We start from the raw sequence: 19,215 nt of genomic DNA, 5'->3' as shown, positions 1-19,215 counted from the left end.
GTCTTTACCTTCCTGTCATCCGAAACATCGTCCTGGGTACACAACATGAAAAAGCTTCTGGTTGCAGTAGCGATCGGCATGACACTAAACACACCTGTGCTGCATGCGGCTACCAGGAATACGAGTCCACCACAAGCCGCCTCCAGCCCCCAGGCTGAAGACCCGGCTGAATTCGACAAGAACGTGGCGCAATGGCAGGAGAAGATGAATGAGATGCAGGCGCAGATGGACCAGCTTCGTAAGGCCCAGGATCCGAAAGAGCGTCAAAAGCTGCTCGATGAACATTGGGCCACCATGCAGGGTGCAATGTCCATCATGCATGGTATGTGGGGTCCTCGAATGATGGGTCCGGGAATGATGGGTGGCGCAGGGCAGGGCGGGGGACATATGGGTGGCTATTATTCGCATATGACGCCTGGGCAACTTCGGCAGCGGCAATACATGACTGACCAGTACCTGCGGATGCAGCAGGAGATGATGAGCAACATGATGTGGCAGCAACGGTACCGGATGGGACCGCCACCTGCTGGAACGCAGTAAATGTATTAACGTCGAGCGAAACTTTGGCTACCAGGAGGTTCCGAAGCATCGCCTGCCGGCAATCGGCCGGTTTCCAACGCTAGCCAGGCTACAGGAGCAGAGATGAGCGGCATTCCGGACTACAAGGAACTCACGAACGCAGTTGCTTCTCAAATGCGGGCGATGCGCACTTCGCAATCTGATCTGATGAATGCATTCGGCCAGCTTGCTGCTGCAGGTACGAAAGACGGCCCACTGGACCGGAAGACGCGGGAGGTAGTGGCACTGGGGATTGCGATTGCCAGTCGTTGCGATGATTGCATCGGTTTTCACGTGCAGACACTGGTGAAACTCGGCACGACGAGAGCCGAAATCGAGGACGTGCTCGGCACCGCAGTCTATATGGGAGGTGGCCCGTCGATGATGTACGCCACCCATGCGCTTGGAGCGTTTGAGCAGTTTTCGTCCTGAACGGGCTCGACGTATCTGCTCTCCCTGGCCTCATTCGCCCGGAGCGCGCGATGCTAATCAGATCCCGGCGGCACCATACCGGGGTGATGCGCCATATGTCCGTCCATTGCGTCGATGCCGTGGTCCGAGAGCTGTGCATCGAACCACACGTGAAGCGCGGACACCAATCCGGGGTCACCGCTGCGAAAGATCAGTTCGCCCCCGCCGTCCACGTCCCTGTAAACAATCAATACCTGACCTGGCTTTGCCGCGCCGAGCTGCGATAAACCGGGCATGTCCGCACCGTGAATCCGGGCTGGCGCCGAAAAGTTGCCACGCCGAAACTCGGCCTGGATTTCACGTAGGTGCATTCGGATCAGCTTGGTCTGCACTACCCCCCTGCGTCACACTAGATGTCGGTGTGCCAAGAAGGAAAGCGACAGTACGTCGCTGTACATGCTGTATCCGTGATGGGGGCCGGCCCCTCGGTGTCGCCGATCAGGCGGTGATACCAAACCACCCAGAGCTGCACTCGTTAAGAGCGGGTGTGGTGAGCGTCTGTGGAAAAGGCGGGATGAATCCCGTCAGGTGTGCAGTAAGGAGGCGAACGAAAGTGAACCATCGAAGAAGTGTCGATAATTGCAATGATGTCAAAACCGAGGACTCGACAACGCCTCGGGATCAGTCAAACGGCAACCTGAAGGTGGGTTTGACGGCATCCGGCATAGAGGTGGCGCGACCTTTCTGCAGGCGTGGATATGGAACTTGGGAACCTGTCGTCTCGATGTCAAGGGAGAAACTCAAGCGGAGAACCCGTGAGGGTGAGAGTACCGATGCGAGGCACAGGGGCGGAGTCATGCGTAGTAGCGTTGAAGGGGTTGTAATGACTTCCGGAGCGAAGGCATGACCTTGTCTGGTGGAGATCATGGAACAACTGCGACGCGGGATGATTCCGGGGTTGACGCCAAGTCGTTCGAGATACCCAAGCGATTGATCTGGGAAGCCTGGAAACGCGTGGCTGCCAATCAAGGCGGACCGGGCGTGGACCGGGAGAGTATTGAAACCTTCCGCAATCGTTTGGCGAGAAATCTGTACGCTCTGTGGAATCGAATGAGTTCGGGGAGTTACTTTCCTCAACCGGTCAAGGAGGTGCTGATACCGAAGGGGGACGGGTTTCGTCCTCTCGGGGTACCGACAATCACTGACCGAGTGGCTCAGATGGCGGTCAAGTTACTGGTTGAACCGGGAATCGATGCGATATTCCATTCATCATCGTTCGGTTATCGGCCTAACAAATCGGCGAAGCAAGCTGTTGCGCAAGCGAGAAGGAACTGCTGGCGCTACGACTGGGTAGTCGACATTGACCTGAAATCCTTCTTTGACACCATCGACCACGGGCTTCTCAGGCGTGCGGTAGAAAAGCACGTTTCGGAGCCATGGGCACGACTCTATATCAGACGCTGGCTAGAGAGTCCGGTACAGAAGCAAACCGGGGAGCTGGTTGCCCGGGATCGAGGCACTCCGCAAGGTGGAGTGATCAGTCCGCTATTGGCTAACCTCTTTCTTCACTACGCGTTTGATCGATGGGTTCAGACTGAGCATCCGGAGGTGCCGTTTGAACGGTATGCCGACGATGTTGTCTGTCATTGCAGGACGAAGCAGCAGGCGGAAAAGTTTTTGTCTGCCTTGCGGGCGCGGCTTACCGCTTGTGGGCTTTCGCTACACCCGGAAAAGACGCGCTTGGTTTACTGCAGAGATGGACGACGTCGAGAGGAACATACCCACACTAAGTTCGACTTCCTTGGTTTCAGCTTTCACGCTCGGACAGTGCAAGACCGAGCGGGGCAGTTGTTCACAGGTTTCGGACCCGCGGTGAGTCAAAAGGCGCTGAAGCGTATGTCTCAGGCCATCCGAAGCATGAGTCTTAATCGGAGTACCTCATTGACACTGCGCGAGTTGGCGCGGCGCATAAACCCAATGGTACGGGGATGGGTGAATTACTACGGTGCCTTTTATCCGGAGCCGCTAAAACGGTTCCTGGTCAGAATAGACTTGCGGCTTGGAGGGTGGGCGCGAAACAAGTACAAGCGACTGAGAGGACATAAACGACGATCTTGGGCGTGGCTCAAGCGATGTCGGGAAAGTCTTCCACAGTTGTTCGCGCACTGGGATTTCTGTTTCGCAGAACGGCGGACAAGAGGAGCCGTATGAATCGAGAGATTCACGTACGGATCTGTGAGAGCCTGAGGGGGCAGTTCCCTCGGGCCACTCGACCCTCTGAATTTTCTTAATTTGAAGAACTCAGAGGTGCAGGTTGAATGCGAAACAGACGTATTCTGTCGAATTCAGGGAGCAGGCGCTGGCAAAGGTCCTGCAACGAGGCAACCGGTCCGTAGGAACGGTTGCCTCGGAACTGAACATGAACGTATTAACCTTGAGGAAGTGGATCCGCGTGTCTAACGCCGCAAACCGCAACCCGGGGCCAGTCGATGCACGGCGCCCGGAAGACTGGTCTTTGGAAGAGCGCCTGCTGGCCTTGCAGCAGAGCCATGGGCTGAGCGACGAGGCACTGAACGCGTGGTGCCGTGAACGGGGTCTGTTTGCCCATCACCTGGTCCAGTGGCGCGCCCAGTTCTGCTCGGCCGGCACCGCGAGCAGCGCACGTGCAAACGCTCCAGAGCTGCGCGAGCTGAAACAGGCCAATGCGCAATTGCAGCGCGAACTGAAACGCAAGGAAAAGGCGTTAGCGGAGGCGGCCGCGTTGCTGGTACTTTCAAAAAAGTATCAGGCGCTGTTCGGGGACGAGGACGAATGAGCTCCCCCGAAGAGCGCGCGACATTGCGGGAGCTGATCGGTGAGGCGACGACAGCCGGGGCTCGTCAGGCACGCGCATGTGCCGTGCTCGGACTAAGCGCGCGCACCGTGCAGCGCTGGCAAGGCGGCGGTCCTGAAGCAGTGGATGGGCGCACCTTACGCCATCATGCTGCTGTCCATAAGCTGTCGACCGAGGAGCGCGCTGAACTGCTGGCGGTGGCCAACTCTGTCGAATTTGGTCATTTGCCACCGAGCCAGATCGTCCCTCGCCTGGCCGACCAGGGCCGCTACATCGCCTCAGAATCGACGTTCTACCGGGTGCTGCGTGAAGAGAATCAGCTTGCTCATCGGCGCAGTGAACGACCAGCCCGCGCCCGCAGCAAGCCTCGCGCAGTATGTGCCGACGGGCCCGATCAGTTGTTCAGCTGGGATATTACTTACCGTACGCCCAGCCAGCATAGCCCGCCCGCAAGGGGGTGAAGCTGCTTGAGCATGTCTGGAATGCAGGGCCCGGCAATTTGTTGATGTTATGCCGGGAATGCCCTTTCTCTGCTACGAGAGAAAGTGAGCCGAAGCGGCGGTGACTTGCTGACACTGGCAAGGTGACGTAGTCCGTGGGAAACGGGATTTGCGGCGAATCGGTTACGCCAAGATGAATCGTAAGCGATCGTTCATTGACGCCCTATCGCCACGCGCCCGGAGAGGCGACGATAGTGTCCACTTAAATCGGAGGTGGACACTATGGCAGCAGACAGCAGCGATCTGAACGAGCGCCTGGTAGCAGGCTTTGAGCGAGGCGGGCGCCGCCGGCGCTTCGATCCACAGGCCAAGCGTGAACTGGTACAGGCGTGCTTGCAGCCTGGCGTATCGGTTGCAAGGATGGCGCTGGAGCACAAGTTGAATGCGAACCTGCTGCGCAAATGGATCAGCCAGCATCAGCAGGAGCAAGGCGGGCACGTTGCGACGACCGTGACAGGAAGCGCGATGCCGGCGTTTGTGCCGGTCGTCGCGGTGGACCGAATCGAGAGCGTCCACACGAAGCCTGAGCATGTCACGCTCGCGCCGACGCGCCCAGAGCCTGACCGTGCATTGCCATACACGCCGGCGCCATCGAGACTGATGGCGGAGTTGCCCAACGGCATCACGCTCAGGCTCGAGTGTGCCGGACAGGACGCGACGCTGGTGTCGGTGATGATCGAAACGCTGGGGCGCTGCGATGTTCCGGCTCGACGCTGACCTGAAGGTGTACGTCCATCGCGACGCCGTGGATTTCCGCAAGAGCATCACGGGTCTGTCGGCCCTGGTTGAGCAGGCGCTGGGACTCGATCCGTTCGCCCGGGCCGTCTATGTGTTTCGCAACCGGCGGGCCGATCGCATCAAGTTACTCATGTGGGAGCGCAACGGCTTCTGGCTCATGTTGAAGCGCCTCGAGGCTGACCGTTTTATATGGCCACGCGAAGCGGCCGTACTTGAGCTGACGGTAGAGCAACTTCATTGGCTTCTTGAGGGCATCGACCTGGCGGCGATACGCAAGCATCCGGCGCGGCACTATGCCCGTGTCAGCTGATGGCGTTCGCTGGGGTGTAGCTCAGACGCGACAGAGGACGGCGACGTTACAAATTTACGTAAACCCACGGCGCCTCGGGATTCGCTATGGTTACGCCATGACACGCGCTTCTGTTCAACCCGCTTCGATCACCGCCGAGGAACTCGCCGCGCTCATCGCCGAGCGCGATGCGGTGCTTGCTGAACGCGACGCGTTGCGTGGCGAACTGCGGGTAACGAAGGTCGAGCGCGATCTTCTGAAGGAGCAGCTCAAGGCGTTCGAGCGCCGGCTGTTCGGGGCGAAGAGCGAGGCACGCAGCGCGGATCAGCGTGATCTGTTCCTGAACGAGGCGGAAGCGCTGGCGCCGACGGCGGCGACGCTCCCGGCTCAGGAAGACGAAGTCGACAGCACGCCGGTGGCCGGCCACCGGCGCAAGAAGTCCGGACGCAAGCCGCTCGATCCGGCCTTGCCGCGCGAGGTGATCCGCTACGAACTCTCTGAAGAGGAGCGCATCTGCCCGCACGACGGCAGCGTGCGGGTGGAGATCGGCGTCGAGGTCAGCGAGCAGCTCGACATCATTCCGCAGCAGGTGCGGGTGATCCGTCATGAGCGCGTGAAGTATGCGTGCCCGAGCTGTGATCAAGGCATGAAGGCCACGCCGGCGCGCTCGCGCATCATCCCGAAGGGGTTGTTCACTGAAGCGGCGCTGGCGTGGTTCGTCATCTCGAAGTTCGTGGACGGCTTGCCGCTGTATCGAATCGCTGCACTGCTGCGGCGCTTCGGCGGCGATATCTCGCGCAATACGCTGGCAGCCAGCGTGGTGCGCCTGGGCGAAGCGGTGCAGCCCGTCATCAACCTGATGCGTGATCATCTGCTGGACAGCGAGATCGTGTTTGGCGACGAGACCACGGTGCAGGTTCTCAAGGAGCCCGGACGGGCCCCGCAGACGAAGAGTTACATGTGGGCGCAAATGAACGGCAGCGGGCCGCCGGTGCGGCTGTTCAGTTATGCGCCCGGGCGCAGCAAACAGCTGGGAGCGGACCTGTGGGTCGGCATGCGCCGTGGCGCCGTGCTGATGACCGATGGCTATGAGCCGTATAACGCGATCGCCAGCGCGAACGAACTCGTGCATTTAGGATGCTGGGCCCATTGCCGCCGCTACTTCGTAGAAGCCGAGGCGGTCTTGCCCAAAGAGGCGCGTGGCCGTCATCAACCCGCGACGCAGTTCATCCATCTGATTGGCAAGCTGTACGCGGCGGAGTCGCGTGCCAGCGAAAAACCGCATCGGCGGGCGCGGCTGCGCCGACGCTATAGCCGCGCGGTGCTCGCGCAAATCAAAGCGTTACTGGATCATCACCTCGAGACGACTGCACCCAAGGGCTTGCTGGGCAAGGCGTTGAATTACCTGGCCGGGCAGTGGCCCAAGCTGAACCGCTATGTCGAGAACGAAGCGTGGCCCATCGACAATAACCCTTGCGAAAATTCAATCCGACCCTTCACGGTAGGCCGCCGCTCCTGGCTCTTCGCGGACACGGTGGGCGGGGCGAAAGCGAGTGCCAACCTCTATTCGCTCGTTGAGTCGTGCAAGGCCAATCGCGTCGACATCTACCGCTACCTGACTGATCTGTTCAAGGCGCTGCCCTACGCAAAGAGCGCCGACGACTACGAGGCGCTGCTACCCTGGAAGCTGGGCAAGCGGGAGCACGAAAAAAACGTCTAGGTCAAGTCTGCGGGAGGGACGTGCTTCGCTGATCGCTTACGATGAATCTCTAGGCTGAGCATGGGACGGTTGAGGAACACGAACCTATTAATCCGTACCTGAGGGTTGAAATGTCACCCCTGCCTACACCGTTTAACAGGCAGGACGTGGATCGGTTTCAGTTACAGGTATGAACTGAAATCGCGAGTGTCGATCAGACATATAAGCTGATCGGCATGGGGTCCTGGAGAGCGCGTAGCTAGACCATGACATCCGCGACGACTTGCGGAAAGCAAGGATAAAGGCTGCGATAGGCAACCTCGCCCATGCGTTGAGTCCAGCATGTGAACTGGGGAAGGCTTGCACAGATGCCAAGGGAGTGTGCCCCCGATGATGTGCGAGCTGGCGGAGCCCTCGTAGTAGTCCGAGACCGGGAAAGCCGGCCACATGGCGAAGGGGGGCAGTTTAAGTGGTTTGCTTGGGTCGATTAACTGACCACAATGAGGTGAAGACCTTTGATAATCAGTGAAATGCAAAGCAAACTGGCGACATGGTCAACGGAGAACAAAGAACGCAAGTTCGATCGTCTCCTGAGGCTGGTCGCCGACAGGGCATGGCTTAGTGAGGCGGCTCGTATTACGCTGGCTTCCAGCGGAGCCAAGACGCCGGGCGTCGACGGTATCGACAAGGTTCAGATGGAAGAGAATCTCCAAGCTGAACTCGCGGTGATCCGTACTGAGCTGTTGGCGGGGTCGTACAACCCGCTGCCAGCTCGACGTGTATTAATCCCGAAAGCGAACGGCAAAATGAGGCCTTTGGGCATTCCTTGTCTTCGCGATCGAATTGTGCAGAGGGCCATTCTGATGGTGATGGAGCCGATATGGGAGAGTGATTTCCATTCGGCGTCTTATGGATTCAGACCGGCCCGCAGCGTGCACCACGCGATTCGTGCGGTGAAGCTTCAGTTGCAGGACAGCGGTGAACAAAGCACGTCGGGCCGCTGGGTGATCGAAGGCGATCTCGCCAGCTACTTTGACACCGTTCATCACCGTCCTCTCATGAAGGGAATCCGAAAACGTATCGCCGATCAACGCTTGCTGGCACTGCTCTGGAAATTCATCAAGGCAGGATGCGTTGATCACGGTCTGTTTCGAGCCGCAAGCGAAGGCGTTCCGCAAGGCGGGGTGATTTCACCGTTGCTTTCCAACATCATGCTGCACGAATTCGATGCTTGGATGGAGACGAACTACCTCAGCAAGAAAGTGCGCCAAGACCGGTGGGTGTGGAACTTCAGTATCTCCAATCGGCGACCTATTGCCGTGCGGGAGAACCGACAGTGGATACCTGCAATATCGTACTGCCGTTACGCTGATGATTTTGTGGTGATCGTAAAAGGAACCAGGGCGCACGCGGAAGCAATGCGGGAAGCATGCCGAGGTTTCCTTGAAGGTCAACTCAAACTGACGCTGAACATGGAGAAAACCCATGTTACGCATGTCAACGATGGCTTCGTATTCCTCGGCCATCGCATCATACGTAAGCGAGGTCCACGCGGCCGCATGCGGCCTGTCAGCACAATACCGTGGGAGAAATACCGACGCTTTGCCGAGAAACTGATCAAGCAACTGTCGGGCGATTACGGTGCAAATCGGATGGACCTAGTGGAAAGCCTGAATCGGCAACTTGCGGGATGGGCAAACTTTTATCAGTACACCGACTTCACGGCCACCATGTTTAGCAAGCTGGATCGCACCGTCTTTTGGAAATTCGGATACTGGCTCGCGCATAAATATCGACGGGGCTTCCCGTCACTGATGCGTGAGCATGTCCGTGAACCAGAACCGGGGCAAGCAAAGACATGGGTAGTAGAAGGCAGAAACAGTCGTGGCTGGTATGGGGCGATAGCGCTTCGGCGTCTCATCACAAGCCGCAAGGGGCAATTCAAATGGCGGACCCCGAAGGAAAATCCATACATTGCGTGCGGCGAGGCGCGGCGAACCATTGAGTCGCGCTACGACGAAGTCGCCTTTGCTATGAGCAACACTTAAATGGAGAGCCGGATGCATCGAGAGGTGCAAGTCCGGTTCGGAGAGGAGAGGCAGGGAAATAGTTCGACTACGCCCTGCCTCTTACTCTACTGCCGACGACAGTCCGCGGGCAGTATTTCTATCTCTATCTGTTCATGGACGTGTTCAGCAGGATGGTCGTCGGCTGGCAGGTCTACGCCGAAGAGTGCAGCGCCCAGGCCAGCGAGCTCCTGAAGGATCTATGTGTGCGTGAAGCGATCAAACCGGGCCAGGTGATTCTGCATTCGGATAACGGCGGCCCAATGAAGGGCGCCACGATGCTCGCCACTCTGCAGGCTCTCGGTGTCATGCCGTCATTGAGTCGACCGGGCGTGAGCAACGACAACCCGTTCTCGGAATCGTTGTTCAAAACACTGAAGTATCGGCCGGCCTATCCTCTGCAGGCGTTCGACACTCTATTTGCCGCGCGCGCCTGGGTCACCGGGTTGGTGCGCTGGTACAACCACGAACATCGTCACAGCGCGATCCGTTTCGTCACGCCTGCCCAGCGGCACGCCAACCTCGACCAGCAGATTCTGGATCGCCGTGCGACGCTCTATGAGGTGGCAAGGCAGCGCAACCCGCTACGATGGAAAGGCCCCACCCGAAACTGGAAGCGCGTACACACGGTCCATTTGAATCCCGACCAGACCGACAACTCTGAACTCATCCAACGCCCCCACCAACAGGAACCAAAAGCCGCCTGAATCTAAATCGTTGAGGCGACATCTAGCTTGAAAATTTCCGCTACATCGGATGGATCCATCGCAACGACGCGCTGGCTCCCGCCATTGTCCGATTTCGTGAAAATGTGAGTCGTGGCCTTGAGGTTGAAGGGCATAACCTCTGCACCGCGCTGCTGCACCTCAGCCTGGCGTTCTGCGTCTGCGGCGAACGCCAGCAACGGCGTGTTCAGCCCAGCTATCACCATAGCAGAGGTAAGCAACGTAGCCGCTTTCATTAAACACCTCCTGAGCGTATGCGCAACAGGTCAGGCACGCTGACGGCTTAGCTTCGCGCGCTTAAGGAACTCGAACGCAGCCATGCCGGCCAGCATCGCGACCACAAAGCCCCATGCCTTCGGAAAACCAGCACCCAACGCGACCAGCGCGGGTCCCGGGCAAAATCCTGCAAGCCCCCAGCCGACGCCGAACACCGCGCTTCCCAGGACCAGTCTCAATGTCACGGATGAGTTGGCGGGAATCTGCATCGGCAGACCCAGCAGTGATTTTCTGCGGCGTTTTGCAAACAGGAACGCGATAGAGCCGACGGTTATCGCCCCGGCCATCACGAATGCAAGAGACGGGTCCCAGCGCCCCGCGATGTCGAGAAATCCCAGCACCTTCGCCGGATTGGCCATGCCAGACACCATCAGACCGACGCCGAACAGAAGCCCGGAAATTAGAGCAGTGATCAAACCCATTTCAGCCTCCCAGCAGATGTCTGAACACGAACACGGTCACAAAACCGCTTGCCATGAATGTTGCCGTCGCGACCAGCGAACGGATGGACCCGCGCGAGATGCCGCAGACACCATGGCCGCTTGTGCAACCGCTCGCGTAACGCGTGCCGATGCCTACCAGAAAGCCTGCAATGAGTATTTCGCCCCACCCAGCCTGGATATCAGGCGATACCGGGTTTCCGAGCAGGCTTGCCAGCACAGGCGCCCCTATCAGCCCTGCAAGAAAAGCGACGCGCCATCCTGAATCTTTGTGTGGCGAGCCGAGCAGGCCACCGAGGATGCCGCTGATGCCAGCGATACGTCCGTTGAATAAAACAAGCACGGTAGCCGCAGCGCCAATCACCAGACCGCCAGTCAATGACAGGCCCGGCGTAAAACTCGCGATATCAATCGACATCTCTCCTCACCTTCATTGAGCGCAAAACTGGTCGTACAGCACGTTCATGACGGCAATCGCTTCCTTGCTCGCGATGGAATAAAAGATGCTCTTTCCCTCCCGCCGTGTCGCCACGAGTTCGTTATCGCGAAGCACGCCGAGCTGTTGGGAAAGCGTCGGCTGACGTATGCCCAACTGTTCCTCGAGGTCGCTCACACATAACTCGCCCCGCGACAACTGGCACATCAGAAGCAACCTGTCGGGATTGGCCAGCACCTTCAGTAGCGCACAGGCTTTCTCTGCCGATGCCTGCATCACCGACAGGTCGATTGGGACGGACTTCTTCCTCATCTCACCATCCTATAATTTACACACAAACATTATATTGCATTGTATATTAGTTGTGAATAGAATGAGTAACATCTGAGGAGGTCAGGATGCTGCCCATCGTTCAACCGTTCTTCGACCCGGTCACCGGCACAGTCACGTACGTCGTTTTCCAGTCCGGGCATCAGGAATGTGCAGTCATTGACCCCGTTCTTGACTACGACCCCAAGGCAGGACGCACTTCGACGACGAATGCCGACAAAGTCATCGAGTTCGTTCGCCAGCGCGGCCTGCGGGTGCAGTGGATTCTGGAAACGCACGCGCATGCTGACCACGTTTCCGCAGCACATTATTTGCGCGGCGAGCTTGGCGGCAGGATTGCGATTGGAGAGCACATTCGCACCGTTCAGGGCGTCTTCAAGAAACTCTTCAATCTGGAGCCCGAATTCCGCCTTGACGGCTCCCAGTTCGACCTTTTGTTCCGCGAAGACGAGGAGTTTTCCATTGGTGATGTGACTGCAAAAGCGCTGTATGTGCCAGGCCATACGCCTGCCGACACGGCCTACCAGATTGGCGATGCCGTCTTCGTGGGCGACACGCTATTCATGCCGGATGTCGGCACAGCGCGTTGCGACTTCCCGGGCGGCGATGCGCACAGGCTATACAGATCGATTCGAAAGTTGCTGGACCTGCCGGGCAACACCCGGCTCTTCATGTGCCACGACTATCCACCCGAGGGCCGGGAACCCGAGTGGGAAACCACGGTGCTAGCGCAGCGTGCGCATAACATCCATGTGCATGACGGCGTAACAGAAGAACACTTCGTACACGTGCGCGAAGCGCGTGACGCGACCCTCGCAATGCCCACGCTGATTCTGCCGTCGGTGCAGGTCAACATACGGGGTGGCGAGTTTCCACCCGCCGAGGAAAATGGCATCAGCTATCTGAAGATTCCGCTGAATGCGCTGTAGCAGCAATTGCTGCGCGAAGCAGACCTTGCATACCAGTCAATGTCCGCGCGATAACTCTTCGAGCCCGTGAAGGCCAACGGGTGGGGTGGCCTGCCACGGCAGCAACACCGACCGCTTTGCGTCCTGCTTGATCACTCGCTCGATGAATGGCGCTTCATAACGCCCTCGCTCAGCGAGTGCCGGGTCGTGCGTTCCGCTTGCAAGCAGGCTTTGGTCGATGACCCACGCATACGGCTCAATCTGCGCCCGGCGGAGGTCGGCTTGCAGGCGCTCCGCTTCATGCACCGGCGTCGCTTCTGCGAGCGTCACGATCAGCACGTGCGTGAACTCAGGGTCACGCAGCCGCGGCAGAAGCTGGCGGACGGCTTCCGGCATGTCACCCTGTGTGCGCATGACTTCGCGATGGTAGGCCTCGGCTGAGTCCATCAGCAGAATGGTGTGTCCGGTCGGTGCCGTGTCCAGTATCACAAAGGAGTCCCGGCCCTCGTCCACCGTGCGAGCGAAGGCACGGAACACCGCGATCTCCTCAGTGCATGGCGAGCGCAGGTCTTCCTCGAGCATTGCCTTCGCCTGCGCATCGAGGTAAGCGCCGGCCCTGGCGAGAACTTCATTGCGGTAACGGTCGACTTCTAGCGCCGCGTCGATGTGATCCACGCTCAAACCAGGCAGTGACTCCTGCAGCGTCCATGCCACATGAGCAGCGGGGTCTGTCGTCGAAAGCAGGACGTTATGGCCGCGCTGTGCAAGTTCAAGCGCTATCGCAGCTGCCACCGTTGTCTTGCCGACGCCGCCCTTGCCCATCGTCATGATCAGGCCATGTCTGGTCTTCTCGAGCTCGTCGATGAGTGGCAGAAGGCCGCCTGGCAACTCGACGCTTAAGCCGGGAACCGTCTGGGGGGCGGCAATCTGCTCGGGGTGCAGATAGGCCTTTAGCGCGCGCAGGCCAACCAGTCCCATCGGAATGAATCCTGTCTGACTTCGCTCCAGTGCTGCGAGCCCCCGCGGCATGGCCTCGATGGCGGCAGCCTGCTGCGCTTCCATCGCGCGGGCGATGACGTCGTCAGGTGAAGTCGCTTTGAACACACCGTTGACAGCGAGCACCAGGTTCCTGACGCCGAGGTCCGCCAATTCGATACGGGTACGCTCGGCTTCACGGAATGCCGACGTATCTGGACGGGCGACAAGGACCACCGTGGTGTGGTCGCGGTCGGTCAGTTCGGCAACGGCCGCTGCGTACAGTTGCTTGTTGGGCTCGAGACCTGCAAGCGGTCCAAGGCATGAATTTCCCGTCGTGTTCGTCGACAGGAAATTGCTCCACGCGGACGGCAGCGTCAGCAGGCGCAATGTATGCCCCGTAGGCGCCGTGTCGAAGATGACGTGGTCATAAGCGTTCGTGATGACGCTACCTGCGAGCAGGTTGGCAAACGCATCGAACGCGGCAATCTCAACGGTGCAGCCGCCAGAAAACTGCTCTTCCATGCTGCGGATGGCTGCATCGGGGAGTATGCCTCGATAGGGGGCGACCATGCGTTCGCGGTATGCGCTTGCAGCGCGCTCCGGGTCGATGTTCAGCGCATGGAGGTTGGGGACCTGATTGACGGGCGTTGGTTGCCCGCAGAGCGGGGTCTCGAGAACCTCGTCGAGATTGGATGCCGGGTCGGTGCTGACCAGCAGCACGGTCTGGCCGTCTTCGGCCAATCGCAGGGCCGTTGCACAGGCAAGTGATGTCTTACCAACGCCGCCTTTTCCGGTAAAGAAGAGATGGCGGGTGTTAGCGACAGGTAGCGTCATGTCAGTGTGTCCCTCAACATTCGCCGGGCTTGCAGCCACAGGCACCCGCTCTGATGTGCGGCTTTTCGGCGGCGGAAACCTTCAGGCCAATTTTCTGAGTCAATTGGGCACGCGATGGATAGGCGCCGATCGAGATGATCCCGCCATCCACCATCGCGATGGGCAGACGGTCCATACCGGCCTGCATTTCCCGGACCACTTCCGGATTGGCAGCAAACGCCGCCGCATCGTGTCCGAGACCGTGTCTGACAACTTCGACACCGTGGTCCGCCAGCCATTGAAAGTCGGCGTTGAACTGAACCAGTACCGGATTGACGTCGACCCCGCACAAGCCGGTCGGGCAACACATCGCCGGCTCAAACACTTCAAGCTTGCTCATCTTCCCTCCTGCGGGTAGATCCGTTCGTGCGGCAAAGCTGCAGCCGCGTTTTACAGTCCATGTTGGCACTGCAGTGGAACCAGTCGTTGACATCGGTCAAGGTGGAGACGACGAAGTGGAGTTTCCGCGACCGCCACCCGCAATGAGCGCACCAGCCCCGTTCAAACGACGAATTCCATGCATGAATGGGGAAACCTGTCACTATCTACCAAGGCGCCAGATAGATCGAGCGTAGAGGCGCCCTTATAGCTCACGTCAAACGGAGGCCGCCCCCGCGATGACCTGTCCAGACACACACAAGTGGCGTGGTTGCTGCGAAAGCCGGGTTATGCCGGCATGCGCTTGTGCCGATCGACGCCAGCCCTGAAGCCCCATCTACAGCTCCGAACATGAAGCGTCTTCCGCTCTCGCCGCGTGACCCTGCTCCGGCTTCCCCGGGCGTATGGCACTGGATACCGGCTGTCGCTACGTTGCGAACTTATAAGCGTGACTGGTTCGCAAAGGACGTGTTCGCGGGCATCGTGCTGACCGCCGTACTCGTACCAACCGGACTGAGCTTTGCGCAGGCCGCCGGGCTGCCCGGCGTCGGCGGCTTGTATGCAAGCATCGCCGCTCTGTTCGCCTACGCTATTTTCGGACCCAGCCGGATCCTCGTTCTCGGCCCCGATTCCGCACTGACTGCGCTGATTGCCGCTGCCGTCGTCCCTCTCGCCGACGGCCGGCCGGAATCGGCACTCGCGCTTGCTGGTACGCTGGCGATGCTGTCTGGAATCTGCTGTGCGTTGATCGGACTGCTCAGGCTGAGCTTTATCACAGATCTTCTGTCGAAACCGATCCAGTATGGCTATCTCAACGGGATTGCGCTCACACTGTTCGTGAGCCAGTTTCCGAGATTGCTCGGTTTCGCGGTTCCGGGCGGCAGGTTCCTCGACGAGGTAACAAGGGTCTTCCAGGGTGTCGTCGCCGGGCAGATAAACTGGGTTGCCTGCGCCATTGGCGTTTCGTGCCTGGGGACAATTGCATTGCTCAAGCGGTATGCGGCTGCGCTTCCCGCCACCCTGATTGCCGTGGCCACGGCAACCGTGGCGGTCTGGCTTCTGGAACCGGAAGTGCGTGTCGGTATCGCTGTCGTAGGCCGGCTGCCTGAAGGTTTGGCGGCGGTTCGTCTTCCCGCCGTGTCGCTGCATGACGTACGGGAGTTGAGTGGCGCCGCGATCGCTATCGCTCTCGTATCGTTTGCCGATATGAGCGTGTTGTCGCGCGCGTTTGCCCTGCGTGGCGCCTACACGGTCGACCGGAACCAGGAGCTCGTGGCGCTTGGCATCGCCAATATCGCGGCTGGTCTGCTGCAGGGTGTCCCAGTCTGCAGCAGTGCGTCACGAACGCCGGTTGCCGAGGCAGCCGGCGCAAAGACACAGTTGACCTGCGTTGTGTCCGCGCTCTGTATCGCCTTTCTGCTGATCGTGGCTCCTGGGTTGCTAACGCACGTGCCGAACGCCGCGCTCGCCGCGGTCATTGTTTCTGCCGCCGTCTCGCTCTTCGATCTCGGAAACGTGACACGTCTTTATCGAATGCGCCGCAGCGAGTTCGTGCTGTCCATGGTTTGCTTTGCAGGCGTTCTCATGGTCGGTGTCGTACAGGGCATCTTCATTGCTATCGGCCTTTCGCTGCTGTCATTTGTCTGGCGCGCGTGGCACCCTTACGACGCCATTCTGGGCAAGATCGAGGGGAGGCCTGGTTATCACGATGTTGTACGGCACCCGGACGCAAAACAGGTCCCCGGCCTTCTGCTGATTCGCTGGGATGCGCCACTCTTTTTCGCGAATGCGGAGATTTTTAGCCAGCACGTGCGACGGGGTATCGCACAAGCGGCGCAGCCACCTGAATGCTTGGTCGTTGCCTCGGAGCCGATCACCGATATTGACGTGACTGCTGCTGACATGCTCTCCAGGCTTGATCACGAGCTGGAAACTGCGGGCATCGCACTGTATTTTGCAGAGATGAAAGGCCCGGTGAAGGACCGGCTGCGAGCCTATGGGCTCTTCGAAATATTTGACGATACACATTTCTTCGAGACTGTGGCGGATGCCGTTCGCAGTTATACCGCACAGCATCGCGTTGACTGGCCGGGCGAGTGATTGGCCGGCCCGTTCGCCATCCGCCCGGTCTGCAAGGAACGGCGTCACAACAGGCCATGTCTGATGACTGGTCGCTGCGGCAACTCGTGCCGGTCAACTTGCCGGTTCGCTCATATGTGTATGTCACATCCTCGTGCGCGTGGGGCACTTATGCGGCTTCGCCGGAACTCAAGGTGCGCATTGCATCCCGGTAGCCGCGCTCGATCCGGCGTCGTGTGGACGAGCGGGAAAAGTCAGTCGCCGCACCAATCGATTCCTGCCCATCGCCGGATATCAGCACGAAACGGTCGATTTTCCGGTGCGCCATCAGGCGTCTGTACGCCGGGTGTTGACGCAACGGGCTCGCTGGCGGCAGTTCCTGATCGAGATGTTCAATCAGATCGAGATAGCCGTTGAACTGTTCGAAAAGCTTGAGATCGAGCCGCAACTTTCCAAAGAAATAGATCTGCAACAGACGGCCCACCACGTCCGACATCGTCTGAGGTGTCGACGGCGAGATATGACTTGCATCCATCGCGATCAGTTCGCGTTTCACCTCGGGATCATCCGCGTCGATCTGCTCCAGCGCGTTGATGGCGCACCGCAACGGAGTGTTGGAGACAAGGCCACCATCCCAATACGGCTTGTCGTCGATGAAAGTCATCGGAAATGCCGGTGGCAGACTCGCGCTCGCGATGACATGGTCGACAGTCAAGCCGTCCCTGTTATCAAATTCCTCATAGGCGCCCGTCGCAGCATTCACCGCGGTGATGATCACGCGCGTCGCATTTGCGTTCAGCTTGTCGAAATCTACCGACTCCGTCAGCCATTCTCTTAGCGGTGCCATGTCCATAATACTGGTGGCGATCAAAGGCGCCAGGAGAAAAGTCGGGGCCACTCGGATCATTCCGTGCGCACCGAACATCGCCAACCATGCGTCCAGACCGGGCATCGATGGAAGAGCGGAGACGGAAAATCTGTCCCACATGTCCTCCAGGGTCTCGATAGGATCGCCCTTTGCTCCGGCGAGGACAGCCGCGGCCAGGGCGCCGATGGATACGCCGGTTATCACATGCGAGCGGAAGTTCTGGCGCTGGAAGATGGCTTTGATCGCGCCGAATTCGTATGCTCCCAGTGCGCCGCCGCCCTGCAAGACGAGAGCCGTAAGTGTGCTAGACATGGCGACACCGCAAGGTCATCGAGCGTCGATTAAAGTCGGGAGGGTTGAGCATGACACACTTCCAGGTGGGTGGATGGGCAATCACTTACCGCACTCCCGGAGCGGGCCCCGCTTGTAGTCCTGACGTCGCTCAATTCCCATTCCTCATTTCTCGAGCTGAGCACGAATTGACTGCAATTCCTTTCTGCGTTCCGCGTTTGCCTTCGGATAGGTCATTTCAAGTTCGTCAAGCGTCTCGAGTACGATCCTCGACACGATCAGCCTCGCGTTCTCCTTGTCGTCGGCCGGCACGATGTACCAGGGAGCATGCTGGGTACTAGTTGCATTGAAGCATTCCTCATAGGCCTTCATGTACTGGTTCCAGTACTGCCGTTCCTCGACATCGGCAACACTGAATTTCCAGTTCTTCTCAGGGTCGTCTATGCGTTGCAGGAAGCGTTTGCGCTGCTCTTCCTTCGAGATGTGAAGGTAGAACTTGACGATCCGAGTGCCGTTCCCGGTAAGGTGTAACTCCAGGTCCACGATCGAACGATAGCGGTCATGCCACACTGTCTTTTCGTCGAGCAGTGCATCCGGCAGGCCTTCGTTATGGAGAATCTCGGGATGAACGCGAGCAATCAGCACTTCTTCGTAATAGGACCGGTTGAAGATGCCGATCCGTCCACGCTCGGGCAGATCGCGTGTGGTGCGCCAAAGAAAGTCGTGCTGCAGCTCAATGGGGCTGGGATGCCTGAAGCTGAACACCTGACAACCCTGTGGGTTCACGCCGGACATGACATGCTTGATGGCGCCATCCTTACCGGCCGCATCCATTGCCTGGAAGATAAGCAGAACAGCATAGCGGTTGAAGGCATAGAGCAACTGCTGCAGAGAGATCAGGCGGGCGACGTGCTCACCGAGCAATTGCTGGTAGTGTTCCCGTGACCTGTACACGGGCTCCACATTCGTCGGCCACTTGTCGAGCTTGACCCTTCCACCTTCCGCGACACGAAAATCTCGCGAATTGATTTCCATGTTGATCCTCGTTACCGCTCAATGTCGGTAGGCTTGTAGCCAGGGGAATCCGGCAAAGCAGATCTGTGCCGCAAAGCCGATCCCGCCAGCGATCGACCCGATACCCGAAACATACTGTGCAGGAGATTCATCGAACGCGAACACGGCGACCCCAAGTTCTGCGACCATCAGAACGATGAAGGCCACGATCCCCATCAGGAGACAACTGCGCCTATCGGGTTGCAGATTGAACCGCTGCACACTCCATTGCGCAACCTTCCAACTGGCCGCAAGCATGATTGGCGTTTCCAGTACCACGGAGGCAGTTGCGCCGAGATGCGGCACCAGCACCAGCACGCGTACTGCACCGAGAGCGAATCCGATCACAAAGACTATGAGAGCATACGCGGTCCCCGCCTTTACCCATGGGGCGCGTCCCCGTACGCCGAGCGAAGTGGAGTTCATGGCAGTTACGTCCGCGCGGCACGAGCCAATTTCGCACTGGCATTTCGCATGCCAGGTCTG

General features: G+C 58.9%; 21 protein-coding genes and 2 pseudogenes. 13 read left to right on the top strand and 10 right to left on the bottom strand.

Translation table 11 applies throughout. The features are described 5' to 3' along the window. Positions 1-45: 45 nt before the first annotated feature. Positions 46-540 (top strand): hypothetical protein, encoded by a 495-nt coding sequence (locus tag AYM40_RS36125; RefSeq protein ID WP_046565394.1) that lies wholly within the window; start codon positions 46-48, stop codon positions 538-540. Positions 541-642: 102 nt separating this feature from the next. Next, a complete protein-coding gene (locus AYM40_RS36120; RefSeq protein ID WP_063500977.1) occupies positions 643-990 on the top strand; it encodes a carboxymuconolactone decarboxylase family protein in 348 nt (115 codons plus the stop codon). Positions 991-1,043: 53 nt separating this feature from the next. On the opposite strand, the gene AYM40_RS36115 is transcribed toward AYM40_RS36120, so the two are convergent. Continuing rightward, entirely contained in the window at positions 1,044-1,361 is a 318-nt protein-coding gene (locus AYM40_RS36115; protein ID WP_181448482.1) for a hypothetical protein, read from the bottom strand. A gap of 511 nt (positions 1,362-1,872) precedes the next feature. On the opposite strand from AYM40_RS36115, the gene ltrA (AYM40_RS36110) reads away from it, so the two are divergent. The 9 genes and pseudogenes from ltrA (AYM40_RS36110) to AYM40_RS36075 form a co-directional block, all read left to right on the top strand. Beyond that, on the top strand, positions 1,873-3,180 hold the full coding sequence (gene ltrA / locus AYM40_RS36110) for a group II intron reverse transcriptase/maturase (RefSeq protein ID WP_063500976.1): 1,308 nt from the start codon (positions 1,873-1,875) through the stop codon (positions 3,178-3,180). 103 nt (positions 3,181-3,283) lie between these two features. Continuing rightward, positions 3,284-3,418, top strand: a pseudogene (locus AYM40_RS43970) (transposase); the annotation flags it as partial. 66 nt (positions 3,419-3,484) lie between these two features. Continuing rightward, entirely contained in the window at positions 3,485-3,784 is a 300-nt protein-coding gene (locus AYM40_RS43965; protein ID WP_236721148.1) for a hypothetical protein, read from the top strand. Continuing rightward, positions 3,781-4,263 (top strand): helix-turn-helix domain-containing protein, encoded by a 483-nt coding sequence (locus AYM40_RS36100; RefSeq protein WP_082855547.1) that lies wholly within the window; start codon positions 3,781-3,783, stop codon positions 4,261-4,263. Before AYM40_RS43965 ends, AYM40_RS36100 begins: the two co-directional genes overlap by 4 nt. Before the next feature lie 261 nt (positions 4,264-4,524). Beyond that, the gene (gene tnpA, locus AYM40_RS36095; protein ID WP_063496046.1) at positions 4,525-5,019 is read left to right on the top strand and encodes an IS66-like element accessory protein TnpA; all 495 of its coding nucleotides are present in this window, start codon (positions 4,525-4,527) and stop codon (positions 5,017-5,019) included. Then, positions 5,000-5,350 carry an IS66 family insertion sequence element accessory protein TnpB gene (gene tnpB, locus AYM40_RS36090; protein ID WP_063496045.1) on the top strand — a complete coding sequence of 117 codons (351 nt, stop codon included), beginning with the start codon at positions 5,000-5,002 and terminating at the stop codon, positions 5,348-5,350. Before tnpA ends, tnpB begins: the two co-directional genes overlap by 20 nt. Before the next feature lie 97 nt (positions 5,351-5,447). After that, complete coding sequence (gene tnpC, locus AYM40_RS36085) at positions 5,448-7,049, top strand: IS66 family transposase (RefSeq protein ID WP_063496044.1); 1,602 nt, start codon at positions 5,448-5,450, stop codon at positions 7,047-7,049. 509 nt (positions 7,050-7,558) lie between these two features. Beyond that, positions 7,559-9,076, top strand: a complete 1,518-nt coding sequence (ltrA, locus tag AYM40_RS36080) for a group II intron reverse transcriptase/maturase (protein ID WP_063500974.1) — start codon at positions 7,559-7,561, stop codon at positions 9,074-9,076. Between the two features lie 68 nt (positions 9,077-9,144). Continuing rightward, positions 9,145-9,801, top strand: a pseudogene (locus AYM40_RS36075) (transposase); the annotation flags it as partial. Between the two features lie 2 nt (positions 9,802-9,803). On the opposite strand, the gene AYM40_RS36070 reads toward AYM40_RS36075, so the two are convergent. From AYM40_RS36070 to AYM40_RS36055, 4 genes are read right to left on the bottom strand one after another with little or no spacing between them, the layout of a single operon-like run. Further along, positions 9,804-10,055, bottom strand: a complete 252-nt coding sequence (locus AYM40_RS36070; protein WP_063500973.1) for a hypothetical protein — start codon at positions 10,053-10,055, stop codon at positions 9,804-9,806. A 30-nt stretch (positions 10,056-10,085) separates the two neighbouring features. Next, positions 10,086-10,517, bottom strand: a complete 432-nt coding sequence (locus AYM40_RS36065; RefSeq protein WP_046564556.1) for a YeeE/YedE family protein — start codon at positions 10,515-10,517, stop codon at positions 10,086-10,088. 1 nt (position 10,518) lies between these two features. After that, positions 10,519-10,953: a YeeE/YedE family protein gene (locus AYM40_RS36060; protein ID WP_046564555.1), complete on the bottom strand. Its 435-nt coding sequence runs from the start codon at positions 10,951-10,953 to the stop codon at positions 10,519-10,521. A 12-nt stretch (positions 10,954-10,965) separates the two neighbouring features. Then, entirely contained in the window at positions 10,966-11,283 is a 318-nt protein-coding gene (locus AYM40_RS36055) for an ArsR/SmtB family transcription factor (RefSeq protein ID WP_046564553.1), read from the bottom strand. A gap of 86 nt (positions 11,284-11,369) precedes the next feature. On the opposite strand from AYM40_RS36055, the gene AYM40_RS36050 reads away from it, so the two are divergent. Then, positions 11,370-12,230, top strand: a complete 861-nt coding sequence (locus AYM40_RS36050) for an MBL fold metallo-hydrolase (protein ID WP_063500972.1) — start codon at positions 11,370-11,372, stop codon at positions 12,228-12,230. Positions 12,231-12,266: 36 nt separating this feature from the next. Here the strand turns inward: AYM40_RS36050 and arsA are convergent, their stop codons facing one another. Continuing rightward, positions 12,267-14,021 carry an arsenical pump-driving ATPase gene (gene arsA, locus AYM40_RS36045; RefSeq protein ID WP_046564548.1) on the bottom strand — a complete coding sequence of 585 codons (1,755 nt, stop codon included), beginning with the start codon at positions 14,019-14,021 and terminating at the stop codon, positions 12,267-12,269. Positions 14,022-14,034: 13 nt separating this feature from the next. Then, positions 14,035-14,400, bottom strand: a complete 366-nt coding sequence (gene arsD, locus AYM40_RS36040; protein ID WP_046564547.1) for an arsenite efflux transporter metallochaperone ArsD — start codon at positions 14,398-14,400, stop codon at positions 14,035-14,037. A 389-nt stretch (positions 14,401-14,789) separates the two neighbouring features. On the opposite strand from arsD, the gene AYM40_RS36035 reads away from it, so the two are divergent. Then, the gene (locus tag AYM40_RS36035) at positions 14,790-16,538 is read left to right on the top strand and encodes a SulP family inorganic anion transporter (protein WP_063500971.1); all 1,749 of its coding nucleotides are present in this window, start codon (positions 14,790-14,792) and stop codon (positions 16,536-16,538) included. A 148-nt stretch (positions 16,539-16,686) separates the two neighbouring features. On the opposite strand, the gene AYM40_RS36030 is transcribed toward AYM40_RS36035, so the two are convergent. From AYM40_RS36030 to AYM40_RS36020, 3 genes are all read right to left on the bottom strand, one after another. Continuing rightward, positions 16,687-17,670 (bottom strand): patatin-like phospholipase family protein, encoded by a 984-nt coding sequence (locus tag AYM40_RS36030; RefSeq protein ID WP_063500970.1) that lies wholly within the window; start codon positions 17,668-17,670, stop codon positions 16,687-16,689. A 171-nt stretch (positions 17,671-17,841) separates the two neighbouring features. After that, positions 17,842-18,711, bottom strand: coding sequence for an ADP-polyphosphate phosphotransferase (locus AYM40_RS36025; RefSeq protein ID WP_046564545.1), 870 nt, complete (start codon positions 18,709-18,711; stop codon positions 17,842-17,844). An 18-nt stretch (positions 18,712-18,729) separates the two neighbouring features. Continuing rightward, complete coding sequence (locus tag AYM40_RS36020) at positions 18,730-19,155, bottom strand: hypothetical protein (RefSeq protein WP_052719530.1); 426 nt, start codon at positions 19,153-19,155, stop codon at positions 18,730-18,732. Between the last annotated feature and the right edge of the window lie 60 nt (positions 19,156-19,215).

The sequence above is a fragment of the Paraburkholderia phytofirmans OLGA172 genome (genome assembly GCF_001634365.1).
Lineage (GTDB): Bacteria > Pseudomonadota > Gammaproteobacteria > Burkholderiales > Burkholderiaceae > Paraburkholderia.
This window is presented reverse-complemented; position numbering and strand designations above follow the sequence as displayed.

Bases quoted from the DNA above. Each gene is read 5' to 3' on its own strand.
- AYM40_RS36125 (WP_046565394.1), top strand. From the start codon at position 46: ATGAAAAAGCTTCTGGTTGCAGTAGCGATCGGCATGACACTAAACACA.
- AYM40_RS36120 (WP_063500977.1), top strand. From the start codon at position 643: ATGAGCGGCATTCCGGACTACAAGGAACTCACGAACGCAGTTGCTTCT.
- ltrA (WP_063500976.1), top strand. From the start codon at position 1,873: ATGACCTTGTCTGGTGGAGATCATGGAACAACTGCGACGCGGGATGAT.
- AYM40_RS36100 (WP_082855547.1), top strand. From the start codon at position 3,781: ATGAGCTCCCCCGAAGAGCGCGCGACATTGCGGGAGCTGATCGGTGAG.
- tnpA (WP_063496046.1), top strand. From the start codon at position 4,525: ATGGCAGCAGACAGCAGCGATCTGAACGAGCGCCTGGTAGCAGGCTTT.
- tnpB (WP_063496045.1), top strand. From the start codon at position 5,000: ATGTTCCGGCTCGACGCTGACCTGAAGGTGTACGTCCATCGCGACGCC.
- tnpC (WP_063496044.1), top strand. From the start codon at position 5,448: ATGACACGCGCTTCTGTTCAACCCGCTTCGATCACCGCCGAGGAACTC.
- ltrA (WP_063500974.1), top strand. From the start codon at position 7,559: ATGCAAAGCAAACTGGCGACATGGTCAACGGAGAACAAAGAACGCAAG.
- AYM40_RS36070 (WP_063500973.1), bottom strand. From the start codon at position 10,055: ATGAAAGCGGCTACGTTGCTTACCTCTGCTATGGTGATAGCTGGGCTG.
- AYM40_RS36065 (WP_046564556.1), bottom strand. From the start codon at position 10,517: ATGGGTTTGATCACTGCTCTAATTTCCGGGCTTCTGTTCGGCGTCGGT.
- AYM40_RS36060 (WP_046564555.1), bottom strand. From the start codon at position 10,953: ATGTCGATTGATATCGCGAGTTTTACGCCGGGCCTGTCATTGACTGGC.
- AYM40_RS36055 (WP_046564553.1), bottom strand. From the start codon at position 11,283: ATGAGGAAGAAGTCCGTCCCAATCGACCTGTCGGTGATGCAGGCATCG.
- AYM40_RS36050 (WP_063500972.1), top strand. From the start codon at position 11,370: ATGCTGCCCATCGTTCAACCGTTCTTCGACCCGGTCACCGGCACAGTC.
- arsA (WP_046564548.1), bottom strand. From the start codon at position 14,021: ATGACGCTACCTGTCGCTAACACCCGCCATCTCTTCTTTACCGGAAAA.
- arsD (WP_046564547.1), bottom strand. From the start codon at position 14,400: ATGAGCAAGCTTGAAGTGTTTGAGCCGGCGATGTGTTGCCCGACCGGC.
- AYM40_RS36035 (WP_063500971.1), top strand. From the start codon at position 14,790: ATGAAGCGTCTTCCGCTCTCGCCGCGTGACCCTGCTCCGGCTTCCCCG.
- AYM40_RS36025 (WP_046564545.1), bottom strand. From the start codon at position 18,711: ATGGAAATCAATTCGCGAGATTTTCGTGTCGCGGAAGGTGGAAGGGTC.
- AYM40_RS36020 (WP_052719530.1), bottom strand. From the start codon at position 19,155: ATGAACTCCACTTCGCTCGGCGTACGGGGACGCGCCCCATGGGTAAAG.